Annotated in this window: 19 protein-coding genes; 7 read left to right on the top strand and 12 right to left on the bottom strand. The window is 64.0% G+C overall.

From position 1 onward, the window contains the following. The first annotated feature begins 3 nt into the window (after positions 1 to 3). From C2I35_RS02595 to coaD, 3 genes are all read left to right on the top strand, one after another. Positions 4 to 900, top strand: coding sequence for a LysR family transcriptional regulator (locus C2I35_RS02595; RefSeq protein WP_103761443.1), 897 nt, complete (start codon positions 4 to 6; stop codon positions 898 to 900). 61 nt (positions 901 to 961) lie between these two features. Further along, the gene (locus C2I35_RS02590; protein ID WP_103761442.1) at positions 962 to 1,399 is read left to right on the top strand and encodes a CBS domain-containing protein; all 438 of its coding nucleotides are present in this window, start codon (positions 962 to 964) and stop codon (positions 1,397 to 1,399) included. 156 nt (positions 1,400 to 1,555) lie between these two features. After that, on the top strand, positions 1,556 to 2,050 hold the full coding sequence (gene coaD / locus C2I35_RS02585) for a pantetheine-phosphate adenylyltransferase (protein WP_103761876.1): 495 nt from the start codon (positions 1,556 to 1,558) through the stop codon (positions 2,048 to 2,050). A gap of 10 nt (positions 2,051 to 2,060) precedes the next feature. Here the strand turns inward: coaD and C2I35_RS02580 are convergent, their stop codons facing one another. The 5 genes from C2I35_RS02580 to gap form a co-directional block, all read right to left on the bottom strand. Continuing rightward, complete coding sequence (locus tag C2I35_RS02580) at positions 2,061 to 2,204, bottom strand: glyceraldehyde-3-phosphate dehydrogenase (protein ID WP_103761441.1); 144 nt, start codon at positions 2,202 to 2,204, stop codon at positions 2,061 to 2,063. An 81-nt stretch (positions 2,205 to 2,285) separates the two neighbouring features. After that, positions 2,286 to 2,810 (bottom strand): helix-turn-helix transcriptional regulator, encoded by a 525-nt coding sequence (locus tag C2I35_RS02575; protein ID WP_103761440.1) that lies wholly within the window; start codon positions 2,808 to 2,810, stop codon positions 2,286 to 2,288. Continuing rightward, the gene (locus C2I35_RS02570; RefSeq protein ID WP_103761439.1) at positions 2,807 to 3,346 is read right to left on the bottom strand and encodes a cytochrome b/b6 domain-containing protein; all 540 of its coding nucleotides are present in this window, start codon (positions 3,344 to 3,346) and stop codon (positions 2,807 to 2,809) included. The genes C2I35_RS02575 and C2I35_RS02570 overlap by 4 nt, the downstream gene beginning before the upstream one ends. 54 nt (positions 3,347 to 3,400) lie before the next feature. Continuing rightward, positions 3,401 to 3,652, bottom strand: coding sequence for a PepSY domain-containing protein (locus tag C2I35_RS02565; RefSeq protein ID WP_103761438.1), 252 nt, complete (start codon positions 3,650 to 3,652; stop codon positions 3,401 to 3,403). Between the two features lie 207 nt (positions 3,653 to 3,859). Continuing rightward, positions 3,860 to 4,861, bottom strand: a complete 1,002-nt coding sequence (gene gap / locus C2I35_RS02560; protein WP_103761437.1) for a type I glyceraldehyde-3-phosphate dehydrogenase — start codon at positions 4,859 to 4,861, stop codon at positions 3,860 to 3,862. A gap of 168 nt (positions 4,862 to 5,029) precedes the next feature. Here gap and C2I35_RS02555 point away from each other — a divergent pair, with 168 nt between their 5' ends. Then, positions 5,030 to 6,001 (top strand): DUF808 domain-containing protein, encoded by a 972-nt coding sequence (locus tag C2I35_RS02555; RefSeq protein WP_103761436.1) that lies wholly within the window; start codon positions 5,030 to 5,032, stop codon positions 5,999 to 6,001. Positions 6,002 to 6,073: 72 nt separating this feature from the next. Here C2I35_RS02555 and C2I35_RS02550 read toward each other — a convergent pair whose 3' ends face one another. Together C2I35_RS02550 and tkt are read right to left on the bottom strand one after the other, a co-directional pair. Beyond that, positions 6,074 to 7,276, bottom strand: coding sequence for a PQQ-dependent sugar dehydrogenase (locus tag C2I35_RS02550; protein WP_103761435.1), 1,203 nt, complete (start codon positions 7,274 to 7,276; stop codon positions 6,074 to 6,076). A 79-nt stretch (positions 7,277 to 7,355) separates the two neighbouring features. Next, positions 7,356 to 9,371, bottom strand: a complete 2,016-nt coding sequence (gene tkt / locus C2I35_RS02545) for a transketolase (protein WP_103761434.1) — start codon at positions 9,369 to 9,371, stop codon at positions 7,356 to 7,358. Between the two features lie 246 nt (positions 9,372 to 9,617). Here tkt and C2I35_RS02540 point away from each other — a divergent pair, with 246 nt between their 5' ends. Continuing rightward, positions 9,618 to 10,118: a hypothetical protein gene (locus tag C2I35_RS02540; protein WP_103761875.1), complete on the top strand. Its 501-nt coding sequence runs from the start codon at positions 9,618 to 9,620 to the stop codon at positions 10,116 to 10,118. After that, entirely contained in the window at positions 10,118 to 10,501 is a 384-nt protein-coding gene (locus tag C2I35_RS02535) for a cell division protein ZapA (RefSeq protein WP_103761433.1), read from the top strand. The genes C2I35_RS02540 and C2I35_RS02535 overlap by 1 nt, the downstream gene beginning before the upstream one ends. A gap of 124 nt (positions 10,502 to 10,625) precedes the next feature. Here the strand turns inward: C2I35_RS02535 and sucD are convergent, their stop codons facing one another. From sucD to C2I35_RS02510, 5 genes are all read right to left on the bottom strand, one after another. Then, positions 10,626 to 11,507 carry a succinate--CoA ligase subunit alpha gene (sucD, locus tag C2I35_RS02530; RefSeq protein WP_103761432.1) on the bottom strand — a complete coding sequence of 294 codons (882 nt, stop codon included), beginning with the start codon at positions 11,505 to 11,507 and terminating at the stop codon, positions 10,626 to 10,628. After that, the gene (locus C2I35_RS02525) at positions 11,507 to 12,697 is read right to left on the bottom strand and encodes a malate--CoA ligase subunit beta (protein WP_103761874.1); all 1,191 of its coding nucleotides are present in this window, start codon (positions 12,695 to 12,697) and stop codon (positions 11,507 to 11,509) included. The genes sucD and C2I35_RS02525 overlap by 1 nt, the downstream gene beginning before the upstream one ends. Before the next feature lie 258 nt (positions 12,698 to 12,955). Next, on the bottom strand, positions 12,956 to 13,183 hold the full coding sequence (locus tag C2I35_RS02520; protein ID WP_103761431.1) for an N-(5'-phosphoribosyl)anthranilate isomerase: 228 nt from the start codon (positions 13,181 to 13,183) through the stop codon (positions 12,956 to 12,958). Between the two features lie 41 nt (positions 13,184 to 13,224). Next, entirely contained in the window at positions 13,225 to 14,202 is a 978-nt protein-coding gene (locus C2I35_RS02515) for a 2-hydroxyacid dehydrogenase (protein WP_103761430.1), read from the bottom strand. A gap of 79 nt (positions 14,203 to 14,281) precedes the next feature. Continuing rightward, positions 14,282 to 15,496 carry a pyridoxal-phosphate-dependent aminotransferase family protein gene (locus tag C2I35_RS02510; protein WP_103761873.1) on the bottom strand — a complete coding sequence of 405 codons (1,215 nt, stop codon included), beginning with the start codon at positions 15,494 to 15,496 and terminating at the stop codon, positions 14,282 to 14,284. Positions 15,497 to 15,766: 270 nt separating this feature from the next. Here C2I35_RS02510 and C2I35_RS02505 point away from each other — a divergent pair, with 270 nt between their 5' ends. Next, on the top strand, positions 15,767 to 16,432 hold the full coding sequence (locus tag C2I35_RS02505) for a helix-turn-helix transcriptional regulator (RefSeq protein ID WP_245890369.1): 666 nt from the start codon (positions 15,767 to 15,769) through the stop codon (positions 16,430 to 16,432). Positions 16,433 to 16,747 lie beyond the last annotated feature (315 nt).

Genomic DNA, 16,747 nt, shown 5'->3' with positions numbered 1-16,747 from the left:
GACATGGTATCGAACTGGGACGATCTGCGGGTATTCCTGGCGGTGGCGCGCACCGAAAGCCTGTCCGCCGCGGGCCGGGCGCTGAAACTCGACCCCGCCACGGTGGGCCGCCGCATCGCCCGGCTGGAGGCCGACACCGGCGCGCCGCTTTTTGCCAAGTCGCCCAGCGGCTATGCGCTGACGGATGCGGGACAGCGCCTGATGGGGCATGTGGGGCGTGCCGAGATGGCGATGCAGGATGCCGACGAGGAAATGGCCGGGCAGGCGGGGGGCCTCTCGGGGCAGATCCGTATCGGGGCGCCGGATGGTTGCGCCAATTTCATCCTGCCGCAGGTCTGTGCGCAGATGGCCAAGGACAATCCCGACCTCGACCTGCAGATCGTGGCGCTGCCGCGGGTCTTCAACCTCAGCCGGCGCGAGGCGGACATGGTCATCGCGGTCAGTCCGCCCTCGGCGGGACGCCTGAGCGTGCAGAAGATCACCGATTACAAGCTGCACCTTGCCGCGGTGCGCTGGTACCTGCGCCAGTCGCCGGATATCACGTCGTTGGCCGACCTCGCGGCGCATCGCATGGTCGGCTACATTCCCGACATGATCTTCGACAAGGAATTGGACTATCTCGGCGAAACCGGGGCGGAGCGGGTCGCGCTGGCCTCGAACTCGGTATCGGTGCAGGCCCATTGCATCCAGCAGGGCGGCGGCATCGGCATCGTGCACGACTTCGCGCTGCCGTTCTTTCGCCGCCTCGACAAGGTCCTGCCGGACGAGATCAGCCTGACGCGCAGCTTCTACCTGGTGCGGCATCAGGACGACCGGCGGCTGGACCGCATGAACCGTTTCGCGACCGCGCTTTGCGATGGCATTCGCGCCGAGGTGGCCCGGCTGGAGGCCGGCGCTTGACAGAAAAACGGTTCTGGGGGACGCTGACAGTCCGATTGAACGCCAAAGAACGAGGGTCCGGATGATCGTCCAGCAGATTTTGAAAGCGAAAGACAGTGACAAGTTGATCACCGTGACGCCCGATACGCAGGTATCCGACGCGGCGGCGATGCTGGCCAAGCACCGCATCGGCGGCCTGATCGTGTCGGCCGATGGCACCTCGCCCGATGGCATCCTGTCGGAGCGGGACATCGTGCGCGGCCTCGCCACGTCGGGCTCGGGCTGTCTGAACGACAAGGTCGCGGACCTGATGACGCCGAAACCCGTCTGTTGCACCAAGCAGGACAGCGCCGACACGGTACTGGTGCGCATGACCGATGGACGGTTCCGCCATATGCCCGTGGTCGATGACGAACAGAAACTGGTGGGCATGGTCACCATCGGGGACGTGGTCAAGGCGCGGCTGCAAGAGTTGTCGATGGAAAAGGCGGCGCTCGAAAGCATGGTGATGGGCCACTGATCCTGACCGGCATGAATTGAGATTTTGCGAAACGCCGGAAGCCCAGGCGCTCATTTGGGTTTCATCGTTCGACAAATACTCATATGGGCGCAGTCGCTTGCATTCCTCCAACGTTTGTAGTTGCTTGCAGGTCGTCACGACACGAAGGAAGACCTCATGCGCATCGGACTTTATCCCGGTACTTTCGATCCGATCACCCTGGGTCATACCGACATCATCGCGCGCGCCGCCACCCTGGTCGACCGGCTGGTCATCGGCGTTGCGATCAACCGCGACAAGGGCCCGCTTTTCACGCTGGAAGAGCGCGTGGCCATGGTCGAGGCCGAATGCATCGGCATCAGCGCCGCCACCGGCACCGAGATCGTGGCACATCCGTTCGAAAACCTGCTGATCGACTGCGCCCGCGACGTGGGGGCCAGCGTGATCATCCGCGGTCTGCGCGCCGTGGCGGATTTCGAATACGAGTTCCAGATGGTCGGGATGAACCGTGCCATGGACGACCGGATCGAGACGGTCTTTCTGATGGCCGATGCCCGCCGCCAGGCCATCGCCAGCAAGCTGGTCAAGGAGATCGCCCGCCACGGCGGCGACGTGACACGCTTTGTGACGCCGGCCGTCAAGGAGGCGCTGGAAGACCGGTTCAAGGCCTGACCGGCGCGGCCTAGCGCCAGAAGGCCAGCCACTCGATCAGGTCGACCGTCTTGCGGGCAAGGAAGAACGACGCGTTCATATCGTTGTAAAGATAATCCCAGCCAAGCCCCGCGATGATCAGCAGGGCAAGGAAAACCGCGATCTTGTTTGTCATGTGCTTACTATCGCCTGCCCGTTGTCGCACGTCCGCTTGCCTGCCGGGTATGCCGCAAGACACACGAACGGCGCAAGGAAATCACGAGGCCGCGCGCGTCTCTGGCGGCACCAGTGGCATATCGAGCAGGTCGCCCACCAAGAGTCCCAGCAATGCGCCGCGCCCGGGCACCTCGGCCTTGCGGTAGACCGCATTCAACTGGGATTTCACGGTGCCTTCGGCGGCACCGCGCAGCTTTGCTGTTTCGGCCACTGAAAAGCCCTTGATCGCGAACATTGCCACGTCGCGTTCCGCCGGTGTGAGGGCCCATTCGTCGAAATGCGCCTCGATGATTTCCGCCATGGCGCCCGCGGCGATTGAAACCTGCGACTCGAGATGCGCCTGCCGCCGCAACAGGGCCACGAGATAGCGTGTCTCGAACACGATGGCCGACACCAGCGCCAGCGCGGCCAGCGCCTCGATCACGATATGCAGGTTGCTCAGCGCCCGCAGGTCCCAGGGGGCAAGATCGACCACCACGTCCCACAAGAAGAACGCGGCGCAAAGGCTCTGCACCGCGATCAGCGCGATGAGCGCGCCGGGTTTGTCGTGTCTGCGCGGGCTCATGTCTCCAGTTTAACGTCATCGGGCACGGTCTTGCACCCTGTTATCATCGCGCGGGGCAGGTTGACTCCGGTGCGCAAACTTTCCAGGACAACGGCCGCGACATGGGCCAGCACCGAAAGCTCGGCCCAGAGAACGAACGCCTCGTGCGCCTCTTCGACCCATTCGACGCCCCAGAAGGCGTTGGTGGTCATCAGGTATCCGGTCGCGCCGATCGCCAGCATCGACAAAAGCAGATTGGCGATCATGAATGCGCCCAGCGGTGAATGCCCCAGATGCGTCCGCCGGCGGCGCAGGGCCATGTCGGTGATCTGCCGTGTCACTCCGCCGGGGCCGGGAATGAAACTGGCGAACCGGGCATGGCGCGGGCCAATGAATCCCCACAGGATGCGCAGCCCGACCAGCGCCATGACGCCATAGCCGACCCATTCATGCAGCTTTGCGTCGTCGTCGATCAGAAAGGCGTTGGCGATGAACCCGGCGGCCAGCGCCCAGTGAAAGACCCGGATGGCCGGGTCCCAGACCTTGTAGCGTGTCATGGTATCTCTCCCGTCTGGGGCGGGGCCGGCGCGAGGACCGGCCCCTGTCACCGGTCAGTCGTCGCGCTTGGACTTGACGATGTTGAGGTCGGAATCAAGGTAGATCTCGTAGCGTTCGCCGTCTTTCATGGCGTAGGCCTCGTATAGGCCGTCTTCCATTTCGACCTTTCGCACCTCGTAGCCTTCAGCCATCAACTGCGTCTTGATCTGGTCGGCCTTTGCCATGTCCAGCTTGCCGTCGTCGTCCGAGGCAGAGGCGATGCCGCCGGCAAAGATGGCGAGGGCAAGTGCGATGATACGTGTCATGTCTGTAGTTCCTTGTTCGTTGGATCAGGGCAGGGGCGTGATGCCGCCTGCCGATCACAGATGCACATTGCGGCGGGCTGACACTATCGACCGAAAGGGGCATTCACCGAGGCCTATAACCAATGTTTATGGCGGAAAGCCGCCGGTAAACGCAAAAACCCCCGCCGCGGTCTGCGACGGGGGCCCTCGAAACGGTGTGGTGTCGGTTTAGCTCAGCCGTGCCATCGCCACGGCCACGTCGGCCATGCGGCACGAAAAGCCCCACTCGTTGTCGTACCACGCCAGCACGCGCACCAGCCGACCGCCGGTCACGCGGGTCTGGTCGGGGGCGAAGATCGAGCTTTCCTCGGTGTGGTTGAAATCGACCGACACCTTGGGCTCGGGATCGTAGCCCAGCACGCCCTTCATCGGACCTGCCGCCGCCTCGGCCATGATCGCGTTCACGTCGTCCGCGGTCACGTCCTTCTTGGCGAGGAAGGTCAGGTCCACCGCTGACACGTTCGGCGTGGGCACGCGAATGGCCGAGCCGTCGAGCTTGCCCTTGAGGTCGGGCAGCACCTCGCCCAATGCCTTGGCGGCGCCGGTGGAGGTTGGGATCATCGACATCGCGGCGGCGCGCGCGCGGTAAAGGTCCTTGTGGCGGCGGTCCAGCGTCGGTTGGTCGCCGGTATAGGCGTGGATCGTGGTCATGATGCCACTCTCGATGCCGATCGCCTCGTGCAGGACCTTGGCCACGGGTGCAAGGCAGTTGGTCGTGCAGGAGCCGTTCGAGATCATGCGTTCGCCGGCCTGCAACTCGCCGTCGTTGACGCCGAAGACCACGGTGCGGTCGACGTTCTTGCCGGGCGCCGAGAGCAGGACCTTGCCCGCACCACGCTCCAGGTGTTTCTTGGCCTTTTCGCCGTCATTGAATTGGCCGGTGCATTCCAGCACCACGTCGACGCCGGACCAGTCCAACTCGTCCATGTCGTAGGTCGAGAACATTTCCATCGGCCCACGGCCCAGATCCATCGTGCCGTCGCCCAGCGTGATGTCGCCCGGGAAGCGGCCATGCACGCTATCGTATTTCATCAGGTGCGCCGCGGTTTCCAGCGGGCCGGTGGCGTTGACCTTGGCGACCTTGATGTCGTTGCGCGTGCTGGCCGCGATATGCGCCAGGGTGCAGCGGCCGATCCGGCCGAATCCGTTGATGCCGACGGTAACGGTCATTTTGTTCTCCTATTCGGGTGTCGGTGGCGATATAGACCCAAGGGTGCCGCGCTGAAACCCTTAAAGCGCAAGGGTTTGACGTGTTAGCGTTAACCGTTTGCGCAAACCTGCCGCGCCGGGGCATGATTGGGCCAATCAAAGCACACCAATGGTAACGAGGGGCAGAGGATGAGCGGATTACTGGCACTGCTGGACGATGTGGCGAGCCTGGTCAAGGTGGCGGCGGCGTCTATCGACGACGTGGCGGGGCAGGCGGCCAAGGCGGGGGCCAAGGCCGCGGGGGCCGCGATCGACGACGCGGCGGTGACACCGAAATACCTGACCGGCTTCGCGCCCGCCCGCGAGTTGCCGATCGTGTGGAAAATCGCGCGGGGGTCGCTGTTCAACAAGCTGGTGTTCCTGCTGCCGGCGGGGCTGGCCCTATCGAACTTCGCGCCGTGGCTGATCCCCCCCTTGCTGATGCTGGGGGGCGCGTATTTATGTTTTGAGGGGGCAGAGAAGGTGGCCCATGCGCTCGGGGTGGGCAAGCATCACGGCGGGCCGGATGGCAGCCACCAGACCAAGGACCCCGCGCATCTGGAAGAGAAACGCGTCGAGGGGGCGATCAAGACGGATTTCATCCTGTCTGCCGAGATCATGACCATCGCGCTTTCGAACATTCCGCCCAGCAATTTCTGGATGGAGGCCGCGACGCTGGCCGTGGTCGCGGTGGGAATCACCTTGGCCGTCTATGGCGCTGTGGCGCTGATCGTGAAGGCGGACGATGCGGGGCTTTTCATGGCGCAGAACGGCAACCTTGGTGTGACGCGCGGCCTGGGCCGAGGGATCGTCAAGGGAATGCCCTATTTCCTGAAACTTCTGATGATCGTCGGCACCGCGGCGATGCTGTGGGTCGGTGGCGCGATCATCCTGCACAGCCTGTCCGAAATGGGCTGGTCCATGCCCTATGACACGATCCACCATTGGGCCGAGGACGCCGCCCATGCGGTCGACCGGTTCCAGGGCTTCGTCGCCTGGGCGGTGCAGGCGGCGGCGGATGGCGTGTTCGGGCTGGTGCTGGGCACGCTGCTTATCCCGTTGGGAACCAAGGTCGTTGCGCCGGTGTGGGCGTCGGTCTTCGGAAAAGGCGCGGCCCATTGAGCCGCGCCTGAAACCTTTGAGCCGTGGTGATGCGGAGGTCCCGGATCAAGTCCGGGACGGGTGGGGTCAGCCTTAGCTGTCGTTGCCGTTTGTCGTGATCCGCACCAGGCGTCCGTCCGAATAATCGGTGATCGCCAGGATCGATCCGTCGCTGTCCACGTCCACGTCGCGTATGCGGCCCAGATCCATCGCCATGCGCTCTTCCGCGGCGACCTTGCCGTCGCCGTCCATTTCCAGCCGGACAATGCCGCCGGGATTCAGCGACCCGATCAGGAAATCCCCGTCCCAATCGCTGAACATATCGCCGTCATAGGTGGTCATGTCGCCGGGCGCGATCACAGGGTCCCAGAAATAAACCGGTTGTTCCATGCCGTCGCGCTGTGCCTCGCCCGACCCGATGGGCGAACCGCCATAGGTCTCGCCGTAGGAAATGACGGGCCAGCCGTAGTTCTTGCCGGGCTCGGGACGGTTCAACTCGTCACCGCCCTTGGGGCCGTGCTCGACCTCCCAAAGCACACCGTCGCGCATGGTCGCGCCCTGAATGTTGCGGTGACCGTAGGACCAGATGCTGTCGATGGCGTTCTCGTCGCCGACGAAGGGATTGTCGTCTGGCACCTCGCCATCGAGGGTCATGCGGACGATGACGCCATAGGTGTTGGACGTATCCTGAGCATACTCGCGGTACTTCATCGACGAGTGTTCGCCGGTGGTGATGAACACATGCCCCGCGTCGTCAAAGACGATCCGCGAGCCGAAATGCTTGGCCACAGTGGCGCCCGGCTCCTGCACGAAGATGTCCGTCAGGTCGGCGATCTCGGTCATATCCTCGCTCAGCGTGCCGTAGGCGGCGGCCGTTGCCATCAGGCCATCTCCCACCGGCTTGGCGTAGCTGATGTAGATCCGGCGGCTTTCAGCGAAGTCGGGCGACAGCACGACATCGAGCAGCCCGCCCTGGCCCTGCGCCGCCACCTCCGGCATGCCGGCAATCGGTTCGGACAGGGTTCCATCCTCTGCCACGTGGCGCAGGCGGCCCGGGCGTTCGGTCACGAGGTAGCCGTCGTCCTCGGGCAACAGCGCGAATCCCCAGGGATGTTCCAGCCCGGTCGCGATGTCGGTGACCTCAAGGGCCACGTCGCTGGTTTTCAGCGGGGCGCGAAACTGGCCCTCGAAGGCCGGCTCGAGGTCGGTATTGCGCGGCGCGCGCTCGAAATTCTGCCCATAAGCGGGCAGGGCGACGAGCAGGGCTGTTCCGGTCAGGATCGGGCGAAAATTCATTTGGGGTTTCTCCTGTGATGCATCGAAGCAGAAACCCGGTGTCGCGCGCGCGGTTCCCGCGCGCGCGATCACAGATGCGTCAGAGCAGCGACTTGGCTTTCTCGGCCACGGCCTCGGCGGTGATGCCGAACTGCTCGTAGAGGACCTCGGCCGGGGCCGATGCACCGAAGCCGTGCATGCCGATAAAGCCCGATTTCTCGCGCTTGCCGCGCTCGCCGTAAAGCCAGCGGTCCCAGCCGAAGCGTATCGCCGCCTCGACCGCCACGCGCACGGGGCCCGCGGGCAGGACCTTGCGGCGGTAGGCCTCGTCCTGTTCCTCGAAAAGCTCCCAGCAGGGCATAGAGACGACGCGCGTCCCGATACCTTCGGCCTGCAGCAGATCCCGCGCGGCCATGGCAATCGCCACTTCCGAGCCGGTCGCCATCAACAGCGCCTGGCGCTTGCCCTCGGCATCGGCCAGCACGTAGGCGCCCTGCGCGGTCAGGTTCTTCTGCTTGTGCTCGGTGCGCAGCGTCGGCACGCCCTGGCGGGTCAACGACAGGACCGACGGCGTGGATTTCGAGGTCAGCGCCAGTTCCCACGCCTCGGCGGTTTCCACCGTGTCGCAAGGGCGGAAAACGTTGGTGTTGGGCGTGGCACGGCTGATTGCCAGGTGCTCGATCGGCTGGTGCGTCGGGCCATCCTCGCCCAGGCCGATGCTGTCATGGGTCATGACGAAGACGCTGGGCACCTTCATCAGCGCCGCAAGCCGCATCGCGGGGCGGGCGTAGTCGGTGAAGCACATGAACGTGCCGCCATAGGGCCGAATGCCGCCATGCAGGGCCATGCCGTTCATCGCCGCGGCCATGCCGTGCTCGCGAATGCCGTAATGGATGTAGCGACCCTTGCGGTTGCCCTCGTCGAAGACGCTCATGTCGCCCGACTTGGTGTTGTTCGAGCCCGACAGGTCGGCCGAGCCGCCGATGGTTTCCTGCATGACCGGGTTCACGACCTCCAGCACCATCTCGCTCGACTTGCGGGTGGCGACCTTGGGGCATTCCTCGGAAATCTGCTTTTTCAGCGCCCGGATGCGCGAGGCCAGCGATTTCGGCACGTCGCCGTCCATGACGCGGGTGAACTCGGCCTGGCGGCGGTCGCTCAGCTCGCCCATGCGGGTCTTCCATTCGGCATGGGCGTCGGCGCCGCGTTTGCCGATGGCTTCCCAGGCCTTCTTGATGTCTGCGGGCACTTCGAACGGGCCAGTGGTCCAGCCATAGGCTTCTTTCGCCGCCGCCATCTGGTCGGCGTCGGTCAACGCGCCGTGACCTTTCGAGGTGTCCTGCGCCGCGTGGCCCAAAGCGATATGGGTCTTGCAGGCGATCATGGTCGGGCGGCGGCCGGTCTTGGCCTTGGTCAGCGCCGCGTCGATCTCTTCCGGGTCGTGCCCGTCGATCTCGATCACCTGCCAGCCTTCGGCGCGGAAACGCTTCACCTGGTCGGTGCGGCTGGCCAGATCGACCTTGCCGTCGATGGTGATGTTGTTGTTGTCCCAAAGCACGATCAACTTGCCCAGGCCCAGCCGCCCGGCAAGGCCGATCGCCTCGTGGCTGACGCCCTCCATCAGGCAGCCGTCACCGGCGATGACATACGTGTGGTGATCCACTGCCTTTTTGCCGAACCGCGCACGCAGCGCCTCTTCTGCAATCGCGAAGCCGACAGCGTTCGAGATGCCCTGACCCAGCGGGCCGGTGGTGGTTTCGATCCCGTCATGCAGGAAGTTTTCCGGGTGGCCCGCGGTGATCGCGCCCCATTGGCGGAAATTCTTGATCTGGTCGAGCGTCATGCCCTCGTAGCCCGTCAGGTAAAGCAGGGAGTAAAGCAGCATCGAGCCGTGGCCCGCGGACAGGATGAACCGGTCCCGGTCGGGCCAGTTGGGGGCGCTCGCGTCGAATTTCAGGTGCTTTTCGTAAAGCACCGTGGCCACGTCGGCCATGCCCATGGGCATGCCGGAATGACCCGAATTGGCCGCGTGCACCGCGTCGAGCGTCAGCGCGCGAATGGCGGCGGCCTTGTTCCAGTGATCGGGATGAGCAGAGCGCAGGGCAGCGATATCCACGGGGCAGCGTCCTTTTGGAAATGGCGTTCGGGGCCGTGCATACCAGCCCCGAAGCAAAGATCAAGCGCCCCTGCGCCGGCCAAGTTGCAGTATCACGTTAATGGAAGCAATTTGTGCAACCATTGGGTAGAGTTGCAGCACATGCTTAACGCAGGCGATTCGCGGGCCGCCCGGTACAGGAATGCAGTGGGCCGGATCGGATCGCACCACGATGACGACAGGCAACGCGAGACAGGGACCGAGGACATGAGCGAAATAGAGGAACTGCAGCGGCGCATCAACGCCGCGCTGGACCGCATCGGCAGCGGGCTGGAGGCGGGCACTGGCGCGGTCGCGGACCCGGCCGAACTGGCGGAGGCCAAGCAGGCGCTGGAAGACGAGAAGCTGGCCAACGAACAGCTCGAAGAGCGGGTGAAGACCCTGCGCGACAAGCGCAACGCGCTGGAAGAGGAACTGGAGGCGCTGCGCGAGCAGAACTCGCAATCCCTGTCGCGGCTGGATGGTGAGTTGCAGTCCCTGCGCCGCGCCAACCAGCAGCTGCGCGACAACAACGTCGCCCTGCGCGAGGCCAATGCCGCCGGCGTGGGCGAGGCGCACCTGATCAACAAGTCGATGATGGCCGAACTGGAAAGCCTGCGCGCCAACCGCGCCGCCGACCGCGCCGAAACCAGCGCGATCCTGTCAGAGCTGACCGCAGTGCTGGAAGGCGCGGAGACACCTGATACCCCCAAATCGGAGGACGCCTGATGCCCGAAGTCGAGATCGAGATCGGTGGCCGCACCTTCGAGGTCGCCTGCCAGGAAGGCGAGGAACACTACCTGCACGCCGCCGCGAAGATGCTGGACGAAGAGGCCAGCGTACTGTCGGCCCAGATCGGCCGCATCCCCGAGTCCCGCATGTTGCTCATGGCTGGCCTTATGTTGGCCGACAAGACCGCCGGCGTGCAGGACAAGCTGCGCGAGGCGGAGGACAAGATGGCCGAGAAAGAGGCCGAGCTGGACCAGTTGCGCAATGCGCCCCAGCCCGAACCGGAGAGGGTCGAGGTGGCGGTGATACCCGATCGGGTCACGGAATCGCTGGCCGAGATCGCCGCGCGCGCCGAAAGCCTTGCCGACCAGATCGAACGCTGACGCTGACGAGCTTTGGCTTGTAAGCTGTTGAAAAGACGCAGCCCCGGCATGTGACATGCCGGGGCTTCTTGATGGCCCAGGTTCGGCGCAACGCTTGGGAGAGTGCGCGCCGCCCTGACGTGGGTCAGGCCACCATTTTCTCGACCACCTCGCCAAAGGACGAGGGCGTGGGCACGATGGTCACGCCGGCTTGCTTGAGAATGTCGACCTTTTCCTGCGCCGACTCGCCGAAGGCCGATACGATGGCGCCCGCGTGGCCCATGCGCCGTCCCTTGGGGGCCGACAGGCCCGCGATATAGGCCGCCACCGGCTTGGTCATGTGATCGCGGATATACTCCGCCGCCTCGGCTTCCTGCGGGCCGCCGATCTCGCCCACCAGAACCACGGCATCGGTGTCCGGGTCGGCCTCAAACAGCTCCAGGATGTCTTTGAAGCTGGATCCGTTGATCGGATCGCCGCCGATCCCGATCGAGGAACTGACGCCGATGCCATGCGCGCTCATCTGGCTGGCGGCTTCATAGCCCAGCGTGCCCGAGCGCCCGACGATGCCCACGCGCCCCGGCTTGTAGATCGACGGCGGCATCAGCCCGGCAAAGGCCTGACCTGGCGTGATTATCCCCGCACAGTTCGGGCCGATAAGGCGCATGCGTTTGTCGGCCTTGTACCGGCGCATATAGCGTTTGACGTCGATCATGTCCTGCGCGGGCACACCGTCGGCGATGCAGACGCAGGTCTTGATGCCCGCATCCGCCGCTTCCATGATCGAATCGGCGGCAAACGGCGGCGGGACGAAGCTGACGACCAGCTCGGCATCGGTTTCCGCGACTGCACCCTTGACCGTGTTGAAGACCGGCAGGCCAAGATGCTTGGTGCCGCCTTTGCCGGGGGTGACGCCGCCCACCACGTTCGTGCCGTGGCTGATCATGTCCTGGGCGTGAAAACTGCCGATCCGGCCGGTGATCCCGGTGACCAGAACGCGGGTATCCTTGTCGATGATGATCGCCATCAGCTTGCCTCCGCATATGCGCTGTCGGTGGAGCGCCACGCGGCCACCACTTTTTCCGCCGCTTCCGCAAGGGAAGAGGCCGTTTCGATTTCCAGCCCGCTGTCGGCCAGAAGTTTCATGCCTTCGTCCACGTTCGTTCCCGACAGGCGCACCACCAGCGGGATCTTCAGGTCCAGCTCCTTGACCGCAAGGATGACGCCCTCGGCGATCCAGTCGCAGCGATTGATGCCGGCGAAGATGTTGACGAGGATGGCCTCGACATTGGGATCGTTCAGCACCGACTTGAAGGATTGCAGCACCCGTTCGGGGCTGGCCCCGCCGCCCACGTCGAGAAAGTTGGCAGGCTCGCCACCGGCCATCTTGATCATGTCCAGCGTGGCCATGGCCAGGCCCGCGCCGTTGACGATACAGCCGATCTTGCCGTCCAGGCCGATGTAGTTCAGTCCGCGGTCGCCCGCGTATGTCTCGCGTGGGTCTTCCTGGCTCTTGTCGCGCAGTTCCGAGATGTGGGGGTGCCGGAACAGCGCGTTCTCGTCAAAGCTGACCTTGGCGTCCAGCGCGACGATCTCGTTCGAGGCGGTCACCACCAGCGGGTTGATCTCGACCATGTTCGCGTCGGTTTCCCACATCATGCGGTAGCAGCCCATGATCGTCTTGGCCGCCTGGTTGATCAGTGCGGGATCAAGGCCCAGCGAGAACGCGATCTCGCGCGCCTGGAAGTTCTGCATGCCCACGGCGGGGTCCACCACCGAGCGGATGATCGAGTCGGGTTCGCTTTCCGAGATCTCCTCGATCTCCATCCCGCCCTGGGCCGAGGCCACGACCACGACGCGCTCCAGCTTGCGGTCCATCACGAAGCCCAGGTAGATCTCCTGTGCTATGTCGGTGGCTTCCTCGACATAAAGCCGGCCCACGAGCTTGCCCTGCGGGCCGGTCTGGTGGGTCACCAGCTTGCGGCCCAGCATCCATGAGGCCGCATCCCAGACCTCCTCCTCGGACTTGCAGACGCGGACGCCGCCGGCCTTGCCGCGTGCGCCGGAATGGATCTGCGCCTTGACGACCCAGCTTTTGCCCGAAAGTTCCGAACAGCGATAGACTGCCTGCTCGGGGCTGTAGGCGATGCCGCCGCGCGGTATGTTCACGCCAAAGCCGCTCAACAACTCCTTGGCCTGGAATTCATGGATGTCCATGCACATGCCCTCCTCGCATCATGTTGTCTCATCCTGTCCGGAATGCGGTCTGCGCGATACTTTCGCCCGGGTAGCAATGCACGCCCCGGGTTGGGGTTCGGGCCGGAACGGGTAGCCGATCCTACCCGTGGCGGGCGCTGCGGAATGCGGCGGGATGCCGTCAGGGCGCACGTGCGAGGGTCACGGTGACCGGAATTTTCGAAAATTCCGGTCTGGAAAATTGCAATTTTCCATTCCGATTTCTTGCAAGAAATCGGCTCAGAGCACCCGGCGAAGCGGTTCTCTGTTGCAGAAGATCACAAGCTGCCCGGCGTTTTCCACCGCCTGGAAACCTCGTCTTTCGAGTTCGGAAAGAAATGCCGCGCGACCTACATATCGGTCGATATCGCGCAGACGCCGGCGGATGATGCATCCGTCTCTGGCGGCTTTTGCGCGAAAGACATCCGCCATCCACGCATCGGGGGTGATAGGGCCATTCTGACTCATGGCCCGATCCTTGGCGCAGCTTGGTTAAGACCCGGTGAACATCACTTCGGCGTCACGAGGTCGCCCGGTGTTTTGCCCTTGAGGAAGGCCTCGAGGTTGTCGATCGCGCGGAAACCCATGGCCTCGCGCGTGCCGTCGGTCGCGCTGCCCAGGTGCGGAGCCAGAACAATATTCTCGTAGTCCAGGAACCGCGGGTCGAGTGCCGGCTCGTTGTGATAAACGTCCAGCCCCGCGGCGCTCAGCTGGCCCGAGTCGAGCGCGTCAAAGAGCGCGTCCTCGTCCACCACGTCACCGCGGGCCGAGTTCACAAGGATCGCGCCGGGTTTCATGGCGTTGAAGATAATGGCGTTGATCATCTTGTAGGTGTCTGCGCCACCGGGGCAATGCAGCGACAGGAAGTCGGCCTCTGCCGCGACCTCGACCATGCTCGGCAGTTGTTCGGCATTGCCGTTGGCGGCCTTGATGTCCTCGGGCACCTCCCAGGCGTCCTGGAACACCACGCGCATGCCGAACCCGTTATGGGCCCGGCGCGCCATCGCCTGACCGATGCGGCCAAAGCCGATGATTCCCAGCGTCGCGCCCGAGACTTTCTTGCCGATCATGTGGGTGGGCCGCCAGCCTTCCCAGCCGCCCGCGCGGGTTTCGCGCTCGCCTTCGCCGATGCGGCGCGCCGCGGCCAGCAAGAGGCCCATCGCCAGGTCGGCGGTGCAATCGGTCAGAACGTCCGGCGTGTTCGTCACGGTGATGTCGTTGGCCGCCGCCGCGTCGATGTTGATATGGTTGAAGCCGACGCCATAGTTGGCGAAGATCTTCACCTTGCCCTTGGCCGCCGGATAGAACTCGGCCGGGATCTTGTCCGACACGGTGGGCATGATGACGTCGTAGGTCTTGGCCGCGTCCATCCATTCGTCATGGCTCATCGGTGTGTCGGGATGGCGCAGCGTCACGTCGCCCAGCCCGGCATTGGTCAAACGGTCCTCGGTCGCCTTCGGCCAGGCGCGCGTTACCAGAATTTTCATGATGTCTCTTCCCTTGTCGTGATCCGCCCTCGGCGCAGAATGCGCCAAGGGCGGGGCACTTGCAATCAACCCGTTGGGATCAGGCCGCCTTGGCGGTGCTGCCCTTGGCGTTGTCGGGTGTCGTGTCGCGGTAATGGGCCTGTGCGGCGGCCACGCCAGAGCCCGGTTCGATCTTGGCCCCGGCATCCACCAGCGCCATTTCCGCGGCCGAAATCGCGCCACACAGCATCACCGGGTTCAGCGAGCCTAGGTGGCCGATGCGGAACGCCTTGCCCGCCAGCTTGTTGAGCCCGGTGCCCAGCGAGGTCTGGTACTTGTTGTAGGCGGTCGAGATCACGTCGCGCGCATCCACGCCCTCGGGCGAATAGATGGCCGACACCGTGTCGGATTCCCATTCCGGCCCGCGCGCCACCAGTTCGCAGCCGTCCCACGCCTCGACCGCGGCGCGCACGCCTTGGGCCAGCCGCTTGTGACGCGCCCAGATGCTTTCCATCCCGGTGTCCAGGATCATGTCCAGCGAACAGCGCAGCCCGCGCAGAAGCTGGGTGGCAGGCGTGTAGGGGAAATACCCGGTGTCGTTCAGCTTGATCATGTCCTCGAAGCTGAAATAGCAGCGCGACATGCCGGAATTGGCCAGCCGCTTGTTGGCCTCCAGCGCCTTGTCGCTGACGCCGAGGAAACCAAGTCCCGCAGGCAGCATGAAGCCCTTCTGCGAGCCGGACACGGCCAGATCGACACGCCATTTCTCCATCTCGAACTCGATCGACGCGATGGAACTGACCCCGTCGACGAAGAGCATCGCGGGATGGCCCGCATCGTCCAGGATCTTGCGCACGCCCTCGATATCCGACGTCACGCCTGTCGCGGTTTCGTTCTGCGTGGCGAAAACTGCCTTGATCTCGTGGTTGGTGTCGGCCTTCAGGTGCTTGGCGTAGTCCTCCAGCGGCACGCCCTTGCCCCATTCGACCTCACACAGCACCACGTCGAGGCCCAGTCGCTCGGCCATGTCGACCCAGAGCAGCGAAAACTGCCCGAAGCGCGACATCAGAACCTTGTCACCGGGTTGCAGCGTGTTCTGGATGGCGCTTTCCCATGCTCCGGTGCCGGAGGACGGGAAAATGAAGACCCGGCCGTTCTCCAACCGATAGGCTTTCTTCATGTCGGCCAGCAGGCCGGTCACCAGATCGGGGAAATCCGGGGCGCGCATGTCCTCCATGGGGACGTTCATGGCCTGACGCACGGGTTCCGGCACATTGGTGGGGCCGGGGATGTAAAGATGCTGGTAACCATTCATGATGTTCTCGCTCCCTGTCACATGACTTGACGCAGGGTCCTAGCACGCAAATCGGCCCTGTGAAGCCTTGTTCGCGGCAAAACCGGGGTGAAACCGCCCGATGGGTGGGTATTTCCTACCCGCCCGGGTGACATATCGCGTCCCAACCCGCCTCGGCATACACAGGCATACAGAAAATTCCTTTGATTTCAGTCATTTCTGCTGGTGTTATGGCTGAACGAGAGCCGTCTGTTGGGGAGCTGACGGTGAGGAGGAACAAGGAGCCGGCGCATGAAAGCTGCCCCCGGAACGATCATGACATCAGCTGAAAAAACGAGTGGTAGCACGGGCTTGCCGCAGGTCATCGTGGCCGACCGGCAGTTGATTGTCTGCCAGGGAATCGGCTCGCTGGTGACGCAGATTCCCGAGGTCGAACTCGGCCATTACGCCACCGACAAGGCCAGCCTGCGCAAGCACCTGGCCCATGCGAGGGGCAAAACCATCCTGATCCTGGGGGTGCGCCTGGCCGATGGCGATTTGACGCAGGTCCTGTCGATCGTGCGCAAGGATTACCCCGACGTGATGGTCGTCGTCGTGGCCGAGGAAACAGAGTTCGCCTTCATCCGCACGGCGATCAAGGCCGGGGCCAACTCGGTCTGCATGATGGGTCAGATCCTGACCAGCCTGCCGCGGATACTGGGCAAGCTGATCGAGGGGCATTCCATTGTCCCGACCGAGATCCTGCGGCGTCTGACGTCCGAGAATACCGACGCGCTGTCCCGACGCGAACACGAGATCCTCGCACTTCTGGGCGACGGGCTGACCAATTTCCAGATCTCCGCCCGGCTGGGGCTGAGCGAGAACACTGTGAAATATTACCTGAAAGCCATCTATCAGAAACTGTCAGTGAATTCCCGCGGGGCGGCCATCGCCAAGTACGTGGCCGGCAATTACTGAGGCCGACCCTGATGAAACCTTGCGAGCCTCCGCGCGCCGTATGATCTGGGCGTGTCGCGGATGATCCGCGACCAGGGACATTGGGCCGCATCGCCGGGGATCCAACACGGCGATCAAGGCGGTCTGTCGCTCAGGCGCTCGCAGCCGCGGTCACCAACTGCCCAAAATCCGGGCTAACAGGGCTTCCGGCTTGAACAAACTGCGTTGTCCGGCTTTCATCGTACCGACTGATATGGTCAATACGGGGCGGATCGGGTCCGATATCGCCGGGCCCGCGGGACAAGGTCAGGGGAACATCCGCTCGTGCACCAGGAA

Origin of the sequence: Roseovarius confluentis (assembly GCF_002917925.1) — a bacterium.
Taxonomy (GTDB): Bacteria; Pseudomonadota; Alphaproteobacteria; order Rhodobacterales; family Rhodobacteraceae; genus Roseovarius; species Roseovarius confluentis.
Note: the sequence above shows the minus strand (reverse complement) of the source record. Positions and strands in the feature narration are given on the sequence as shown.